This is a genomic window from Lysinibacillus fusiformis (genome assembly GCF_003049525.1).
Lineage (GTDB): Bacteria > Bacillota > Bacilli > Bacillales_A > Planococcaceae > Lysinibacillus > Lysinibacillus fusiformis.
Genome location: NZ_PYWL01000006.1, coordinates 60,654 through 76,858, shown reverse-complemented (window position 1 = coordinate 76,858; position 16,205 = coordinate 60,654). Strand labels below are relative to the sequence as shown.

The window sequence follows — 16,205 nt, the reverse complement described above, 5'->3', positions numbered from 1 at the left end:
ATATAACAATCAATGCAAAAAAATAACTATATAAGTGCCATGTGCGAAATGACACCTATACAGTTATCGCAAAAATAGATTATTGAGTAGCGGAAACGTCTCCAACATTTTGTGCCGCTTTTAAAGCAGTTTGTTTACGTACATCAGCACGTAATGTGATTGAAATGATTAATGAAGCAGCGATTAACCCTGCAAATACATAGAATACAGGAATATAGCTTCCATAAGCATTTTTGATAGTGCTTACTAACAACGGTCCGAAAATACCACCCAATGACCAAGTTGTTAATAAATAACCATGGATCACACCAAGTTGTTTCGTTCCAAATAAATCACTTGCAAAAGCAGGTAAATTTGAGAATCCTCCACCATAGCAACTAACGACTAAGAAAATAAGTGCTTGGAAAATAATCACGTTCGTTGTATGTGGTAAAACGATAAATGTAATTAGCTGTGCTGTAAAGAAAATAACAAATACATTTGAACGTCCAATATAATCAGATACAGCGGCCCAAATTAAACGACCACCACCATTAAATAACCCCATGATTCCTACCATCGCTGCAGCTCCTGCAACTGATAGCCCGACAATTTCCTGCGCCATAGGTGAGGCAACAGAAATCATCATAATTCCTGCAGTAACATTCACTAAATGCATAGACCATAGCATCCAGAAATGCTTTGTTTTGACAGCCTCACGTGCTGACATAACTGCTAAATCTTTCTTTACTACTTCTTTGCCGTTATCGGCTGCTGCCTTCATATTAGCTGGCATATAACCAGGCTTAGGCGGCGCTATATATGAAGCCCCTAAAATCATTAACGTGAAATAACTTGCCCCTAAAATAAAGTATGTTGTAGAGATGCCAACTGCCTCCATTAAGTTGGCTGCGACTGGCGCTGTAATTAGTGCACCAGATCCAAAACCAAGTACGGCCATCCCTGTTGCTAGACCTCGTCGATCTGGGAACCATTTTACAAGCGTTGATACTGGCGCAATATAACCAATCCCCATACCTAATCCACTAAGTACGCCATATGTTAACCAGTACAACACGACCGAATCCATTGAAATTGCAACTCCTGCACCAGCTTGTCCTGCTCCAAATAAGACCGCTGCTACCATCGCCGATTTACGTGGTCCCATCTTCTCTACTAAACTACCAAATAATGCAGCTGAAAACCCAGCAAGCCCCATCATAATGGTAAAGGCAACCGTTACCTTTGTTTCACTCCATCCCATTTCTGTGACAATCGGTATCTTGTATACACTGTATGCATAGGCTCCACCGATTGAAAGGTGAATAGCGATTGCAGATAATGCAATTAACCATCTATTTTTATTCATAAATTCTCATTTCTCCCCTCTTTTGCTACCTGTGAAAATTCTATGAACGTCCATGTTAAACAATTTACCACTTAGAATTATTCAAATGCAAGATGTTTTTCTAAAAAATATTATTTCTCCAAAAAGTATTTTGTTTTTCCATTAATATTTTTCATTAAATAAACCCTACATTTTCTAAGCAAAACAGCGTTTATACTACAAAAAGCATAACACCTTTTAGCTATTATTACTTTTCTACTCTATTTTACAAATAACCATTAATTATATCAAAATAATTATTTTTGTGCATAATTTCACATTCAACAGATACATACGTCTCTTTTTACCATTTTTAACAGGAGGCAACAACACTTGAAATACAGCAAATGCATTACACATAATATAGAAATTTTTAGAATAAGAGAGAATTTCACAATAGAAAAAGACAAATTTTTTATTTTTAAAAATATCCTTAAAAATGGTATAACACCTCTTTTTTTACTTTAAATTGTAAAATAATATTTTTATAACAATACAGTGAATGTATAATTTTCAAACCACTTTCAATTTTCCTTCATTTTTATTATTCAAATATATATTTTTTTCAACTAAAATTGAACGTTCAACACTCTGAGTCACAATGAATTGCTTCTATCAGGTTATAAATATGCTAGAACAAGTCCATTTTTCGTGAAATATTATTTTTGTAAAAAAACAAAACATATACAAAAAAAACAGCATGCTAGAAATATTTCCAACATACTGTACAAAATAATAGATTTTTTAAGTTGTTTTTCTTTTCATAAAAAGCAAAGTTCTTATTTCCTTATAGTAAATACATAGCAGAATTCCTAGTAAAATCAATAAGGAGCCATATACTTGGACACTTGTAGGAAATTGCTTTAAAAAAATCGCACTTAATAGCATAGCGATAGCTGGCTCAAAATTCAATAATAGCGAAGCATTCGTTGAGCCAATCTCCTTCATTTTTTGATTCCAAAGTAAATTACTAATCCCATGAATAATAACCGCTGATAAAATGAGCAGCATCCAATAAGAGTATGTTACTTGCCAATTTATTCGTGTCCACATCGTAAACGAAAATGGGACAAGCACCAGCAAACCGATTAGATTTGTATAAAAGGTGATGGACTGGGCTGATAATTTCAGACTGAGATGATTCACAATAATAAGAAATAAGGCAAAGCTTAGCATCGTAATTAAACTTAGCACCTCTCCCTTTCCAATAGAAATGGTGATGAGGGCTCCTTTAGTAATGATGAGGCCAACTCCTATAAATGAAATGATTGCCCCTAACCAAAATATACCGTTTCGTGATTCATGATAAATCATTTTATTTAGTAAAGATGTGACAATCGGTGCGCAGGCTAAAATTAATGCCGCGGTAATAGGAGAGGTATGCTGGAGACTTGCATAGAAGCTATAGTGATTGACGGAAACACCTAGTATTCCTGCAATGATCAGCAACAGTAGGTCATTGCGTGTAAACGTTGTACGAATAATTGCCTTCCAACTAATGCAGCCTAAAAATAGAACAATGACCATTAATCTAAAATTAGCAACCATGATCGGAGACCAATGTTCAATTAAAATAGAGCCAATAATAAAGTTACTGGCCCAAAAAAATACACAGCTAAATAAAATCATATAGATCGTTAGTTGCTTCATATTTATCGCACCTGTATATAAGAGACTTCTACATAGTTCATGATCAACTCTTTTAAAAATCTACTTCCCTTTCTTGTATTTCTTCCTATCTATTAAAACATAAGTATAGCAAACTAGAAAATTTCTAGTTTGCTATAGTATCTAAATAAGGGGGATTTAGATTGATACTTAATGGATAAACTTGCCTTTTGACATTACCACCCGTTTTGATGGCTTACGTGCAATGACTTCAGCGCTAGAAACGGCGTCAAAGAAAACAAAGCTTGCTTCATCTTGCACGCTTGGCCAAACCTTTTGACCATTGGCATCCAATGGTGTGACACCATTTGTAATGTATTTTAATGTTTGTCGAATAGAACACTCATCTAGCTTACGGGTATTGTCCGCAAAAGTCGTTGCTTTTTCTAAAATATCTCCAGAGCCATATGGACTCCATGAATCATAAAAACCATCACAACCAAAGTGAACATCTACTCCATGCTCTGTTAGTAAATCAATGGGTGGGATTAATCGTCTTAAATCAAATGGCACCGTTGACATAATTTTTACTTGCTGCTGCGCTAGACGATCTGCAATTTTATGCTGTTCCAAAGCTGTTACATCCCCAAGAGAAAAGGCATGACTAATAGCCGTTCTCCCTTGATAGTTTGCATCCTCTACAATATCGATCCATTTATCGATTGTATAATAGCCAACATGACCACCATCATGTAGGTGAATATCAACATCTACGTTAAATTCTTGTGCGATATTCATGACTTCATAAAGAGAAGGCTCTATTGAATTATCAATACCAGCAGGATCTAGCCCACCAATCATCGTTGCCCCATTGCGCAAGGCTTCACGTAATAATTTAGGCACATCGTCTTTTAGTAAGCCATGCTGTGGAAAGGCAATGACTTCTGATGTCACAACATCTTTATAATCTTCCAATGCTTCTAGCACACCCTCTAAGTTTTTTAAGCCAATGTACGGATCGATATTGACATGTGTACGGATATGATTGGCACCATTATGGAGGATTTTCTCAATCATGGCTGCAGCTCGTTGTTTCCCAGTCGTTGCAAGGACCGATAATTCTTGTGCTTCACGACCCAAGCGTTCTTTCAAGTTTTTTACAGGCACACATGCTTTCCACGGTAAAGATAAGTATGTCTTATCTAAGTGATTATGCATTTCTTTAAAGGCTGGTAATAGCAGCTTCCCTTTCATATCTGTTACTTCATCTAGAGAGTCAATTGTTTGTGTTGCTGGTACAATTTGAGAAATAAAGCCATCCGTAATTTCAAGGTGAAAAAGCTCCACCTTTGTACCGATAGTATCATTTTCTTTTAGATATTCTCCTGTTTCAAGTAGAACATTTGTAAGCCAGTGCTTCATCTGTATTCTCCTTTCAACTCTCCAACTTCCTGTTGGTGAATAATATGTCCTTGTGAAATAACTGTAGAAATAGGGCATCTTCTTGCTACAACATGCGCAGTACTAATTCCATCTACTAAAAGCATATTGGCTTTATCACCAACCCGTGGCCAAACACGTTCTCCTGCATCATTCAATGGAGTAATGCCACCCGAAGCATATTTCCAAGCGCGACTTAATGAATATTCATCAATAAAACGGAATCTCTCCGCCATTACATTTAACTTCATAATGGTGTTTCCTGTACCATAAGGAGACCAATGATCTGTTAAACTATCATGTCCAACAGAAACTTTTACACCATTGTTATAAAGGTATGGAATAGGTATCGTCGAGCGATTAATATCCGTTGGTACCGTTGTTGTAACATCCATTTGAACAGCAGCCATCGCCTGAACTAAGTTTTCTAATCTTGATTGTTCTAAATCCGCAAGCGCCATTGCATGACTAATTGTAACTTGTCCTTCTTTTTTCGCCTGTTTGGTTAATTCGATTAGTTTATAAAATTCAAATTCACCTAAAGTATTAGCTGTATGAATATGAATATCAATCCCAGCCTGATAGTCTTGAGCAATAGCCATCGTTGTTTGCAATGACTTCTCAATATTTCTATCTACAATGGATGGGTCAACTCCTCCAACAAGCGTTGCCCCCATTGCCATCGCCTCACGGATCAGTCCTTCCACATTAGAGCGCAGTAAACCATGCTGTGGGAAAGCCACAATATCATAAGTAATTTGATCTTGATATGTTTCTAATACTTGCTTTGTAATTTCAATATGCTTGGTCCCAATTTGTGGGTCCACATTACAATGCGACCGTATATGTGTATGTCCTTGTGAAATTAACCACTTAACCATTTCCTCAGCCCGATAAGCCGCGGTCGGTAATTGTTTAGGAAGCAACGTTTGTTCTTCCTCGATGCGCGTTAATATCCCTTTTGTAATAGGTCTTGGCGCCTGCCACTCTCCACCAAAATAAGTTTTATCTATATGAATATGCATTTCTCGGAAAGATGGTACTAATAATTGCTTCTGAGCATCTACTATCTCTACATCGCCATCGACTACTATATTCTTATCTATTTGTTGAACATATCCATCTACAATTAGAACATCATAAATAGCAGTACGCGTTGCAACAATGCGTTCATTTTCATGCTCAAATGCCTCTTCTAATCTCACATTTTTCAGCAGTAATTTATTCATAGTTTCCTCCTCATTGGTATTTGTAGGTTTCACCAAGTTTGATTATTCTACAATTTCAACGCCACTGATCATCGTATAGTTAGATGCATCTAACCAGAACCCTTTAACAGCATTACTGTAAACAGCTAAATGCTCGTAGTTACGAACTGGAATATACACAGCATCATCTAACTCCATTTGCATTGCTTTTTTGTAGATTTCATTACGTGCCTCTTGATTTGATTCAGAACGTCCTTGCTCAATTAGCTTGTCTATTTCTGGATTTGAATAGTAGAAATGGTTTCCTGGAGGTCCCATAGAAGCCGTATGGAATAGATTAAATTGGTTATAATCAGCATCTCCAGTTGCATTACCCCAGCCACTAATAAATATTTGGTGTTGTTCTTTCGTAATTTCAGAAATAAATGCGCCGTATTCCATTACTTGAATATCAACGTCTAGACCAATGCCCTTCAATTGAGATTGAATAACCTCTGCCATATTAATACGCTCTTTACGGTCGCTCGTTAGTAATTTAACTTTTGTTCCTTCTTTAACACCCGCTTCTTTTAGTAGTTCTTTTGCTTTTACTACATCATAATCATATGGCTTTGTTTCACTAGAATAACCGATAATTTTTGGACTCATTGCGGAATTGGCAAGTGTGCCTACATTATCATAAATACCGCTAATAATTGCTTCACGGTCCACTGCATAACTAATTGCTTGACGCACTTTAACATCTGATAACAGTTCATCCTTCACATTGAAACCAATGAATTCTACTGCCAATCCTTCTGCACGGAATAGATTCATAGTTGACGAATTTTCAATACGATCAATTTCAGTTACTGGTACTTGCTCAGCGATATGCGCTTCTCCGCTTTCAATCATCGCTAAACGTGTAGAATCCTCGGGTACTACTTTAAATGTTACTTTATCTACTTTTGGTACCGTACCCCAATAGTCTTTGTTTGAATTTAATGTAATTTCTTGACCCGATTTCCAAGCATCAAATACAAATGGACCTGTCCCTACTGGATGTGTTGCTAATTCATCTGCCGCTTCTGCAATAGCTTTCGGGCTAATCATACTACCTTCCTGACTTGCTAAAATTGATAAAAGTGGTGCATATGGCTCCTTTAATTTCATCGTGACAACATACGTATCATCGACTACTACTTCACTAATCATTGATAATTTATCACGCTGTGGTGAACCAGTCTCTGGATCTAAAATGCGATCGAATGTAGCTTTTACAGCTTCCGCATTAAAATCAGCTCCATCATGGAATTTAATGCCTTCATTTAAATTAAACGTCCATGTGACATCATCTTTTTGTTCCCACTCTTTTGCAAGTAATGGAGCAATTTTACGATCTCTATCAAAAGCAACAAGTGTTTCATATACTTTGCCATGAATTATATTCGCTGAAGGGATATCAGTAATAAAGTGAGGATCCAGGCTTGTTGCATCTGATGCTCTTAAAACAACTAATTCCCCTCCTACACTTTTCGATCCCTCATTGGAACCTTCAGCACTCTTATTACTAGCAGTTGAGCATGCCTGCAAAACTAGAACAGTAATTAGTGTCATCAATAAAAAAACCTTCATTCTCTTCATAAACATTTCCTCCTTTTATGTTTTCGTCCTTACATTTCGAATTATAAAGAAATAAAATTCACTTGTTTTTTAAAATCTTTACTTGTTTTTTAAATTTTCTGACTAATACCTTCTAAAATATTTACATTCTTTACGCTTTTCACTAAATTGAAATCAAATCAAATAGAAAAGGAGTTTCATTATGGATAAAGTAACTACTACTATAGACCATGCTGTTTTAGTGAATGCACGTAAAGCTTCTAGAAAAAAGAATCTTGTCTCGTTCCTAAACAAAATCAAAAAAAATAAGGCCGCTGTCGCAGGGGGTATCATCATTCTTCTCTATATATTGATGTTTCTTATCGGGCCAATTATAGCTCCTTATGATCCATTCGATGTTCAGTTAGATCAAAAATTACAAGGACCCAGTTTAGATCATTTAATGGGGACAGATGACAAAGGACGAGATATTTTAAGTCGAATATTATATGGCTCCCGTTTATCTCTTGGTGTTGGTATTTCAGCCGTGTTATTTGGTGGAACAATTGGGACAATCCTCGGCCTTATCTCTGGCTACTATGGAAGATGGATTGATTCGATTATTAGTCGTATTTTAGATATCATGCTTGCCTTTCCAGGTATATTACTAGCTTTAGCGATTGTCAGCGCATTAGGACCAAGTCTTATTAATGTAACTATTGCTGTTGGATTCTTTTCCATCCCTATGTTTGCCCGTATTGTACGTGGATCGACAATGGAAGTAAAAAAATTAGAATATATCGATGCTGTTAAAACACTCGGTGCGAATGATATGACCATATTAATCAAGCATATCTTCCCGAATATTTTATCACCTATTATTGTCCAAGCATCTATGCGTTTAGCAACAGCCATTTTATCTGCTGCAGGTCTGTCATTCTTAGGATTAGGTGCACAACCGCCATCTCCTGAATGGGGTGCCATGCTATCCAATGGGAGGGATTTTCTTTTTACGGCCCCATATATGGCCCTTTTCCCAGGTATTATGATTTCCATCCTTGTTCTAGGATTTAACCTATTCGGAGATGGTTTACGAGATGCTTTAGATCCAAGAATGAAAAATTAAAGGAGAGAAGTTATATGACATTATTTATCCTAAAACGACTTGCTCAAATTATCCCCGTGACGCTCGGTGTAACGCTTGTTGTTTTTCTAATTATGCAAATGATTCCAGGCGATCCGGCCATCATTTTAGCTGGTGAAGGAGCTTCACAAGAAACCGTTAATGAATTGCGTGAAAATTTAGGACTGAATAAGCCTTTAGCTACTCAATATACAGATTACATTAAAAATCTTTTACAAGGTGACATGGGTCATTCTTTAAAAAATAATCAACCTGTATTTGAAGAAATTACGGCTCGTTTACCAATTACAATTGAGCTGGCCTTTTATAGTATTTTAATTACTATTGTTCTCGGGCTGATTGCCGGCATCATCTCAGCAATCCGCCCTTATTCCTTCATGGATGTTGGTTTAATGATTGTGGCATTATTAGGAATCTCGCTCCCTAGTTTCTGGTTAGGTATTTTATTAATGTACGTTTTCTCCGTTCAGTTACATTGGCTACCTGTTGCAGGCTGGGACAGTGCTAAACATATTATTCTACCTGCGGTTACACTCGGCGCAGGTGGTGCTGCCATCGTTGCACGTATGACACGTTCAAGTATGTTAGAAGTCGTCAATCAAGATTATATTCGAACGGCTAAAGCTAAAGGCTTAAAAGGTTATATTATCATTTTAAAGCATGCATTAAGGAATGCTTTAATTCCAGTTATTACAGTAGTAGGCTTACAGTTTGGTAGTTTACTTGGCGGCACAGTATTAGTAGAATCTGTTTTCGCCGTGAACGGATTAGGTCGAATGATTGTCGATGCAATTCGTACACGAGATATACCAATCGTTCAAGGAGGCGTGCTAGTCGCTTCATTAATATTCGTATTCATTAATCTTTTCGTCGATATTTTGTATCGAATCTTTAATAAACGGATGGATTTAAACTAGGGAGGGAAAAAACAGATGAAACAAGATACAGTGTTAGAAGTTAAGAATTTACAAACTTTTTTTTATTCGAGTGAGGGAGTCGCTAAAGCTGTGGACGGTGTTTCCTTTACACTTCAAAAAGGAGAAACACTGGGCATTGTCGGAGAATCTGGTTGTGGGAAATCCATGACTTCCCTATCACTACTTCGATTAGTCCCTTCACCCCCTGGCAAAATTGTTAATGGTGAAATTCTTTTAAACAATACAGACATCTTGAAATTATCAGATGAAGAATTACGTAAAATTCGAGGCAATAAAATATCAATGATTTTCCAAGAGCCTATGACAAGCTTAAATCCTGTGCTATCCGTTGGTGAACAAATCGCTGAATCCATTCGTTTACACCAAGGTTTATCACGTAAAGAAGCATGGCAAAAAGCGGTGGATATGATTCGCCTAGTTGGCATTCCAGCCCCTGAAAAAAGAGCGAAACAAGAGCCGTATCAGCTAAGTGGCGGGATGCGTCAACGTATTATGATAGCGATGGCACTTGCTTGTACGCCAGATGTTTTAATTGCTGACGAACCGACGACTGCCTTAGATGTAACCATTCAAGCTCAAATTATTGATATTATTCAAAATTTGCAAAAGCAGTTAGGAATGAGCATTATCTTCATTACCCATGATCTTGGTGTTGTAGCTGAGATTTGCGATAAAATCGCCGTTATGTATGCAGGGCAGGTTGTAGAGGAAGGCACAACTGATAGCCTTTTTGAAAAACCATTACATCCTTATACTAATGGTTTAATTCAATCCTTGCCAAAACTATATGAGGATCAAGAGGAATTATCTACTATTCATGGAACCGTTCCAAGTCCATATCATTATCCAATTGGCTGCCGCTATGCAGAACGCTGTCCATTTGCTACAGACTTATGCCTTGAAAAACAGCCTGAACTTCTTACGATTGAGCCAGGGAAAAAGGTAAGATGCTGGATGTACAGTAAGGAATGGCAGGGAGCAACACTTATGGAGGAGATGACCTTATGATAAAAGAGCAGCAAGCACAGCCACTATTACAAGTAAATAATTTAAAACAACATTTTTCCTTAAAAAAAGAAAAACTCTTCGGTCCACAGCAGGTGGTTAAAGCGGTGGACGGTGTTTCCTTTGAGATTATGCCTGGTGAAACACTTAGTATTGTTGGAGAATCTGGCTGCGGTAAATCAACGACAGGTCGCTCTATTTTAAGATTAGATGAGCCTACATCTGGAGAAGTGTTATTATTCGGCAAAAATTTAGTAACGATGAATAAAAAAGAGCTGCGAGTAGCGCGCAAGGACATTCAAATAATTTTCCAAGATCCTTATGCATCTCTGAACCCAAGACGCACCATTCGCAAAATGTTAACAGAGGCCATGTCTATTCAAAAAATAGTTCCTCCAGAGCAGCAAGAGGCACGCATGATTGAATTAATGTCACTTGTTGGACTGCGACCAGAATATTTAGAGCGTTATCCACATGAATTTTCTGGTGGGCAACGTCAACGTATTGGGATCGCAAGAGCACTTGCGGTCAATCCCAAAATTATTATTTGTGATGAATCAGTTTCTGCCCTGGACGTATCTATCCAAGCACAAATTTTAAATTTACTGAAACAGCTACAAAAAGATTTAGATTTAACCTTTTTATTTATCTCACATGATTTAAGTGTGGTGCGCCATATATCAGACCGGATAATGGTTATGTATCTTGGAAAAGTCGTAGAAATTGCTGATAAGCAATCCCTTTTCACCCAGCCGCATCACCCTTATACAAAAGCACTGTTTTCGTCGATTCCAGTCATTGATAAGGAGCATCGTAAGGAGCGTATTATTTTAAAGGGAGATCTACCATCACCGTTAAATCCCCCCACAGGCTGTAGCTTCCATACACGTTGTCCGTTCGCTACAGATAAATGTAAAGCAGAGGTGCCCGCTTTACGGGAAATTACGGCAACCCATAAGGTAGCTTGCCATTTTGCAGAAAATTTAGTTTAATGTAACTTACACTTATAAATTCAATGGAGAGGTCATTATGTTACAACTAGAAACCTTCAACATATATATTCTCCTATGTGTAATCGCTCCAATTATTGGAGCTTTTCTGCTTACTTTTATATTTATTTTCGAAAAACAAATTGATAGCCTAGAGGAAGAAAAAAGAAATTTAGAGCTAAAGCAAGATTTACAAAGAGCCAATATTCTTCAGCTAAATCAGCAAATACAGCCCCATTTCTTTTTTAACGCATTAAATTCATTACTGAGCCTAGCCCGTATCAATCGAAAGGAAGATTTGGTAGCGGGCATTGAGGCCTTAGCAACGTTTTTTAAATTTAAATATAATAATCATGAGGTGTTAATTGCTTTAAAAAACGAGGTGCTATTTGTCGATAGCTATTTAAATATTCAACAGCTACGCTTTGGACATCGTTTGACGGTCCATAAGTATGTTGATGATGCAGCATTATCTGTACAAATACCACCATTTATTCTCCAGACCATTATTGAAAATGCATATAAACATGGCTTTGAAAAGCATATAGGACCTGCTGAACTTTTCATTTATATAAAGAAAATGGACAAGTTTTTATTAATAGAAATAAAAAATACACAACCATCAGAAAAGATAGAATCGGCTATTGAGCAAGTAGAAGATGAATTGCAGCAAGGTTATGGTCTTGAAAATATTAAAAAACGTCTCGAGCTTATTTATGGACTCGAAAGTATTTTATTTTCAATTCAAAACGATCAACATTTTTACACTGTAACGATCCATGTTCCCGCTTAGGCTTTCTACTAATTTGAATATGAAAGGAGAACCTCAACATGAATATATTAATCGCAGATGATGAGCCTTTAGAGCTTGAGCAAATGATTTATTTATTAAAGCCACATTTCCCTAATTGGACATTCCATACTGCTCAGGACGCTTCACAAGCTCTGCAATTAGCTAAAAAGCACCGTATGACTATCGCCTTTTTGGATATTCAAATGCCTGGGAAAGATGGAATCACTTTAAGTAAAGAGTTAAAAGAACTTTATGATGTAGACATTATAATGGTAACAGCCTATCAAACCTTTGAATATGCGCAGCAAGCGTTACGTATTGGAGTAAAGGACTATCTAACAAAGCCTGTTATTGCTAGTGAATTAAATGCTATTGTGGAGAAATATAAAGTATGGAGCTCTAACCATGATGCGATCCAAAGCGCCCTTTCCTATATTCATGAAAACTATCATGAAAAACTGAGTTTAAATATTATTGCTGAAAAAATCCATTTAAACCCTAGTTATTTAAGTCGTAAGTTTTTGGAGGAGCAATCCATCGGCATTAATGAATATATTAATAATTATCGCCTAGAGATGGCCGTGAAGAAAATAAGTGAAAATCTAGATGCTAGTATGTCAGCAATTGCGGAGAGCTGTGGTTTTAATAGCCAACACTATTTTAGTGTAGCTTTTAAGAAAAAATATAATCAATCACCTCGTCAATATAAATCGTCTAAAACGAGTAAAGGTAATTGAAGATATGCTAAAGAAATTTTCATTGCTCGTACCATTTGCAAGTTTAAGCACAGCAGCAGGTGTCATCATACTTTTAGCGAGATGGATTAATGGTAATTTACTATTGTCCTCTCCTTCTGCCCTTATTTCGTATGGCTTTATGGCGGGCATTTGTTATACATTAGCGACAGCCATTTCATTTGTCATACTGGGCTCATTATTAAAAAAGAGTGATTACACACAAAACCAGCATACACAAAGCTTTTTACTCTTTACGATACAGAAAAAATTGAGTGGTATGAATTTAAAAGTCATACGATTTTTTTACCTTTTAACAGGCATTGAACTTTGGTTAATACAATTAATAAGCATTAGTGTGTTATCTGAAATTATGTTAACCATACCAGTCCCCGTCACAATTTTGTTATTTTTGGTGGGCATGCTCCTCCTGGATCGCATGATGTCTGTGAAAAGTATATTGTGGCTAGAAATATTATTTATCATCGCTTTATTTTCTTTACTTATTTTTATCCCTATTTATTATTTTGTACAAAATGGTGCTAGCACCGTTTATGAAGGTATTCGCTTGTATCACCCTTATTTATTTTATTTTAAAAATAGTGAAATCCTGCTGTTCTATGTCATTATTCAACTAGCCGTTTTAGGACAAGTTCTCTTTGATAAATCAACATGGTATTTAATCGCCTTTATTAAGCCAAAAAAAGTAGGTCGCAGCCTGTTTTCTTCAGGTGTGATTTTAGCTTTATTAACGCTATCCTTTACAGCTATTTTAATGATTGCTTTATATAGTGGCTCATTTGGTCAGTTTCAAATTCTAATTTTTACGTTTTTATATGAAGTACAGCCTGGGTTTCTGACATTTGCTTTCCTTGTCATTGTACTGTTGGCCATTATCACAACCTTACTTGTGGATTTGCGGGCAACCAAACGATTTTTTGTGAAGAAAAGGCCCTATTACTTTTATCTAATTGGTCTACTCATCCTTTTATTTACCTTTTTCTTATCTATCGATTTAACGATTTTAGGAGTTATTTATTCTTTCGCATTTCTTCACATTACCATGCTACCGTTTATGTTTATTCTTTTATTTACGAATCGTCATATTCATAAACATAACTGGCTTGTCATACTGTTTTCCATCATCATAGGGATCGGTGTTGGTTTAAGCTTCAATGCTCTTTACGGATTAGCAGCTAGCTTTATGATATCTAGTATTTATCAATTAATGCTACAGACTGAAACGGAAGATAAAAACGCCTGAATTCGCAAAATAGCGGGTTCAGGCGTTTGTCTTCTGTAAAAAACGTTTTTTAAAGAATATCTTTGTTCGAAGCGATCCGGTTGACGATAATAGGCAAAAAATACATCTTGAACAATTTCCTCAGCTATCGTCCAGTCCTTTACATATAAATACGCCACTCGCACTCGTAAACAATATTCTCCATGCTCCTCCATGACCGCCTCTAAATGCTCACTCACCGTAACACCTCCAATGTATATTCACTTTATAGTCGTAATGATGGGTCATTTGGTTTCCAAAAAAAGAAATAATCTTTTCAAAAACTATGTTTCATTTAAACGATGGACATAATATTTCAAAAACATCACACAATAAAATATGTTTCCACATTTGAAGGTGATGTTATTTTGAATGGATGTGAACAACTTTATGCAAGAAGTAGTTTTGAGTTCCCCCATTCAGGGAAATCATCCTGTAAGTATGTCATATAAAGAAATGATTTAGTTGTTTTGATACTGGATTCGTCCTTTTCGTATGCCAAGTCGCATACTTTTTTTCTTTTAACTCTTGAATAGCTAGTTAAAAAACTGTTATAGTGAGATTGTTTGTCTGACGTCTGACAAATTAAGTTCTTTGGTTGTTCTGCAAATTTTTAGATGGAACATTTTGAGCAAAAGAATATTTGTTGTCTTGGATTCAAACGCCCTAAATTATACTTATGGAGGAATTTATGAAATACTTAATATCCCTTTGTGGATTGCTACTTGTTTTTGGTTTAGCTCTGTTAATGAGTAAAAACAAAAAAGAAATAAAATATAAATATATATTGATTATGTTAATCATTCAATTTATATTAGCGGCTTTACTTCTAAATACAACGATTGGTTATGTTCTAATCAAAGGAATAACAAATGTATTTGATCATTTATTATCCTACGCAAATACAGGTATATCATTTGTTTTTGGTGGTATAGCGAATGAAGGAGAATCTCCATTCTTCTTAGGTGTCTTATTACCAATTGTCTTTATATCTGTGTTAATCGGGATTTTACAGCATTTCAAAATCCTTCCTTTCCTCATGAGATGGATCGGTTATTTTTTAAGTAAAGTAAGTGGCATGGGAAAATTGGAGTCCTATAATGCTGTTGCTTCAGCAATGGTAGGTCAATCTGAGGTATTCATTACAGTCAAAAAACAATTAGACAAGGTCACTCCTCAGCGTATGTATACATTATGTGCATCCGCGATGTCGACCGTCTCTATGTCAGTTGTTGGCGCGTACATGACGATGATTGAACCAAAATATGTCGTAACGGCGATTGTTTTAAACTTATTTGGTGGTTTTATAATTGTTTCCATCATTAATCCGTATACCGTAAAAGAAGAGGAAGATATCTTAACCATTGAAGATGAGCAGAAGCAAGCTTTCTTCCAAATGCTTGGTGAATATATTATGGATGGCTTTAAGGTAGCCATCATTGTTGGAGCCATGCTGATTGGCTTCGTAGCATTAATGGATTTAATCAATTCATTGTTTGATATGATTATCGGTGTTTCTTTCCAAGAAATATTAGGCTATATCTTTGCACCAATTGCTTTCCTAATGGGTATCCCATGGGCAGATGCTGTTTCAGCTGGAGGAATAATGGCCACTAAATTAGTAACGAATGAATTTGTTGCTATGATCAACCTTGGAGAAATTGAGAACACAATGAGCGAACGTACGCTAGGTATTATTTCTGTATTCCTAGTATCCTTTGCTAACTTTTCATCCATTGGTATTATTTCTGGGGCAGTCAAAGGGTTAAATGAAAGACAAGGAAATGTTGTTGCACGTTTCGGCTTAAAGTTGCTTTATGGAGCGACACTTGTAAGTATTTTAACGGCAATAATTGTTGGCTTGATTATTTAAATTGAATATGGGACTATTTTTTAAACTGCACTCGATGGTTGGGTGCAGTTTTTCTGTATTGTAACTTCCTATCATCTCACTTTGGCAAGACAAAATAGATATGTGGACACGAGTATGCATTTCATTGTAATTTTATGACAAAGGAAATTTACTTGTAGTATAAGTAAAGGTGTGGGCACACGTGAACTGGAATAGCATAAAAAAGAACACTCATTTGTTTTAACTCTTAAACAAATGAGTGTTC

Annotated in this window: 14 protein-coding genes; 8 read left to right on the top strand and 6 right to left on the bottom strand. The window is 36.2% G+C overall.

Annotated elements, in window-relative coordinates:
• Window positions 1-79: 79 nt before the first annotated feature.
• The 5 genes from C9J29_RS14920 to C9J29_RS14900 form a co-directional block, all read right to left on the bottom strand.
• On the bottom strand, window positions 80-1,348 hold the full coding sequence (locus tag C9J29_RS14920) for an L-lactate MFS transporter (RefSeq protein ID WP_008176685.1): 1,269 nt from the start codon (window positions 1,346-1,348) through the stop codon (window positions 80-82).
• 762 nt (window positions 1,349-2,110) lie between these two features.
• Window positions 2,111-3,016, bottom strand: coding sequence for a DMT family transporter (locus tag C9J29_RS14915; RefSeq protein ID WP_107922381.1), 906 nt, complete (start codon window positions 3,014-3,016; stop codon window positions 2,111-2,113).
• A 168-nt stretch (window positions 3,017-3,184) separates the two neighbouring features.
• A complete protein-coding gene (locus tag C9J29_RS14910; protein WP_107922380.1) occupies window positions 3,185-4,396 on the bottom strand; it encodes an amidohydrolase in 1,212 nt (403 codons plus the stop codon).
• The gene (locus tag C9J29_RS14905) at window positions 4,393-5,643 is read right to left on the bottom strand and encodes an amidohydrolase family protein (protein WP_043990197.1); all 1,251 of its coding nucleotides are present in this window, start codon (window positions 5,641-5,643) and stop codon (window positions 4,393-4,395) included. Before C9J29_RS14905 ends, C9J29_RS14910 begins: the two co-directional genes overlap by 4 nt.
• A 42-nt stretch (window positions 5,644-5,685) precedes the next feature.
• Window positions 5,686-7,245: a glutathione ABC transporter substrate-binding protein gene (locus C9J29_RS14900; RefSeq protein WP_107922379.1), complete on the bottom strand. Its 1,560-nt coding sequence runs from the start codon at window positions 7,243-7,245 to the stop codon at window positions 5,686-5,688.
• 181 nt (window positions 7,246-7,426) lie between these two features.
• Here C9J29_RS14900 and C9J29_RS14895 point away from each other — a divergent pair, with 181 nt between their 5' ends.
• From C9J29_RS14895 to C9J29_RS14865, 7 genes are read left to right on the top strand one after another with little or no spacing between them, the layout of a single operon-like run.
• A complete protein-coding gene (locus tag C9J29_RS14895) occupies window positions 7,427-8,329 on the top strand; it encodes an ABC transporter permease (protein WP_008176675.1) in 903 nt (300 codons plus the stop codon).
• A gap of 14 nt (window positions 8,330-8,343) precedes the next feature.
• A complete protein-coding gene (gene nikB / locus C9J29_RS14890; protein ID WP_107922378.1) occupies window positions 8,344-9,264 on the top strand; it encodes a nickel ABC transporter permease in 921 nt (306 codons plus the stop codon).
• A gap of 15 nt (window positions 9,265-9,279) precedes the next feature.
• A complete protein-coding gene (locus C9J29_RS14885) occupies window positions 9,280-10,293 on the top strand; it encodes an ABC transporter ATP-binding protein (protein ID WP_107922377.1) in 1,014 nt (337 codons plus the stop codon).
• Window positions 10,290-11,282, top strand: a complete 993-nt coding sequence (locus tag C9J29_RS14880) for an ABC transporter ATP-binding protein (RefSeq protein WP_107922376.1) — start codon at window positions 10,290-10,292, stop codon at window positions 11,280-11,282. Before C9J29_RS14885 ends, C9J29_RS14880 begins: the two co-directional genes overlap by 4 nt.
• A gap of 37 nt (window positions 11,283-11,319) precedes the next feature.
• Window positions 11,320-12,072 carry a sensor histidine kinase gene (locus tag C9J29_RS14875; protein ID WP_008176667.1) on the top strand — a complete coding sequence of 251 codons (753 nt, stop codon included), beginning with the start codon at window positions 11,320-11,322 and terminating at the stop codon, window positions 12,070-12,072.
• Window positions 12,073-12,110: 38 nt separating this feature from the next.
• Complete coding sequence (locus C9J29_RS14870; protein ID WP_008176665.1) at window positions 12,111-12,809, top strand: response regulator transcription factor; 699 nt, start codon at window positions 12,111-12,113, stop codon at window positions 12,807-12,809.
• 4 nt (window positions 12,810-12,813) lie between these two features.
• The gene (locus tag C9J29_RS14865) at window positions 12,814-14,070 is read left to right on the top strand and encodes a permease (RefSeq protein WP_107922375.1); all 1,257 of its coding nucleotides are present in this window, start codon (window positions 12,814-12,816) and stop codon (window positions 14,068-14,070) included.
• Here C9J29_RS14865 and C9J29_RS14860 read toward each other — a convergent pair.
• Window positions 14,028-14,288, bottom strand: a complete 261-nt coding sequence (locus C9J29_RS14860; RefSeq protein ID WP_237068849.1) for a sigma factor — start codon at window positions 14,286-14,288, stop codon at window positions 14,028-14,030. The two genes, C9J29_RS14865 and C9J29_RS14860, sit on opposite strands and share 43 nt — an antisense overlap.
• 491 nt (window positions 14,289-14,779) lie before the next feature.
• Between C9J29_RS14860 and C9J29_RS14855 the strand changes: the two genes are divergently transcribed.
• Window positions 14,780-15,961, top strand: a complete 1,182-nt coding sequence (locus tag C9J29_RS14855; RefSeq protein WP_043990191.1) for a NupC/NupG family nucleoside CNT transporter — start codon at window positions 14,780-14,782, stop codon at window positions 15,959-15,961.
• The last annotated feature ends 244 nt before the right edge of the window (window positions 15,962-16,205 follow it).

Bases quoted from the DNA above. Each gene is read 5' to 3' on its own strand.
- C9J29_RS14920 (WP_008176685.1), bottom strand. From the start codon at position 1,348: ATGAATAAAAATAGATGGTTAATTGCATTATCTGCAATCGCTATTCAC.
- C9J29_RS14915 (WP_107922381.1), bottom strand. From the start codon at position 3,016: ATGAAGCAACTAACGATCTATATGATTTTATTTAGCTGTGTATTTTTT.
- C9J29_RS14910 (WP_107922380.1), bottom strand. From the start codon at position 4,396: ATGAAGCACTGGCTTACAAATGTTCTACTTGAAACAGGAGAATATCTA.
- C9J29_RS14905 (WP_043990197.1), bottom strand. From the start codon at position 5,643: ATGAATAAATTACTGCTGAAAAATGTGAGATTAGAAGAGGCATTTGAG.
- C9J29_RS14900 (WP_107922379.1), bottom strand. From the start codon at position 7,245: ATGAAGAGAATGAAGGTTTTTTTATTGATGACACTAATTACTGTTCTA.
- C9J29_RS14895 (WP_008176675.1), top strand. From the start codon at position 7,427: ATGGATAAAGTAACTACTACTATAGACCATGCTGTTTTAGTGAATGCA.
- nikB (WP_107922378.1), top strand. From the start codon at position 8,344: ATGACATTATTTATCCTAAAACGACTTGCTCAAATTATCCCCGTGACG.
- C9J29_RS14885 (WP_107922377.1), top strand. From the start codon at position 9,280: ATGAAACAAGATACAGTGTTAGAAGTTAAGAATTTACAAACTTTTTTT.
- C9J29_RS14880 (WP_107922376.1), top strand. From the start codon at position 10,290: ATGATAAAAGAGCAGCAAGCACAGCCACTATTACAAGTAAATAATTTA.
- C9J29_RS14875 (WP_008176667.1), top strand. From the start codon at position 11,320: ATGTTACAACTAGAAACCTTCAACATATATATTCTCCTATGTGTAATC.
- C9J29_RS14870 (WP_008176665.1), top strand. From the start codon at position 12,111: ATGAATATATTAATCGCAGATGATGAGCCTTTAGAGCTTGAGCAAATG.
- C9J29_RS14865 (WP_107922375.1), top strand. From the start codon at position 12,814: ATGCTAAAGAAATTTTCATTGCTCGTACCATTTGCAAGTTTAAGCACA.
- C9J29_RS14855 (WP_043990191.1), top strand. From the start codon at position 14,780: ATGAAATACTTAATATCCCTTTGTGGATTGCTACTTGTTTTTGGTTTA.